Origin of the sequence: Chromohalobacter sp. HP20-39 (assembly GCF_033052815.1) — a bacterium.
GTDB lineage: Bacteria > Pseudomonadota > Gammaproteobacteria > Pseudomonadales > Halomonadaceae > Chromohalobacter.
In genome coordinates, this window is record NZ_JAWHTP010001198.1 from 1 (window position 1) to 233 (window position 233).

Genomic DNA, 233 nt, shown 5'->3' on the forward strand with positions numbered 1-233 from the left:
GGACGTGGCCCTGCTGGTGGGCGCCCGCCCCCGCGGCCCGGGCATGGAGCGCGCTGACCTGCTGTCGGCCAATGCCCAGATCTTCACGGCGCAGGGCAAGGCACTGAACGCCGTTGCCTCGCGCAACGTCAAGGTGCTGGTGGTCGGCAACCCGGCCAACACCAACGCCTACATCGCCATGAAGTCGGCGCCGGACCTGCCGCGCGAGAACTTCACCGCCATGCTGCGCCTGG

1 protein-coding gene is annotated in these 233 nt (G+C 70.4%); it reads left to right on the plus strand.

The genetic code is table 11. From position 1 onward, the window contains the following. Positions 1 to 233, plus strand: a 233-nt coding sequence (locus RVY79_RS21690; protein ID WP_411161789.1) for a lactate/malate family dehydrogenase, incomplete at both ends; no start/stop codon positions are given.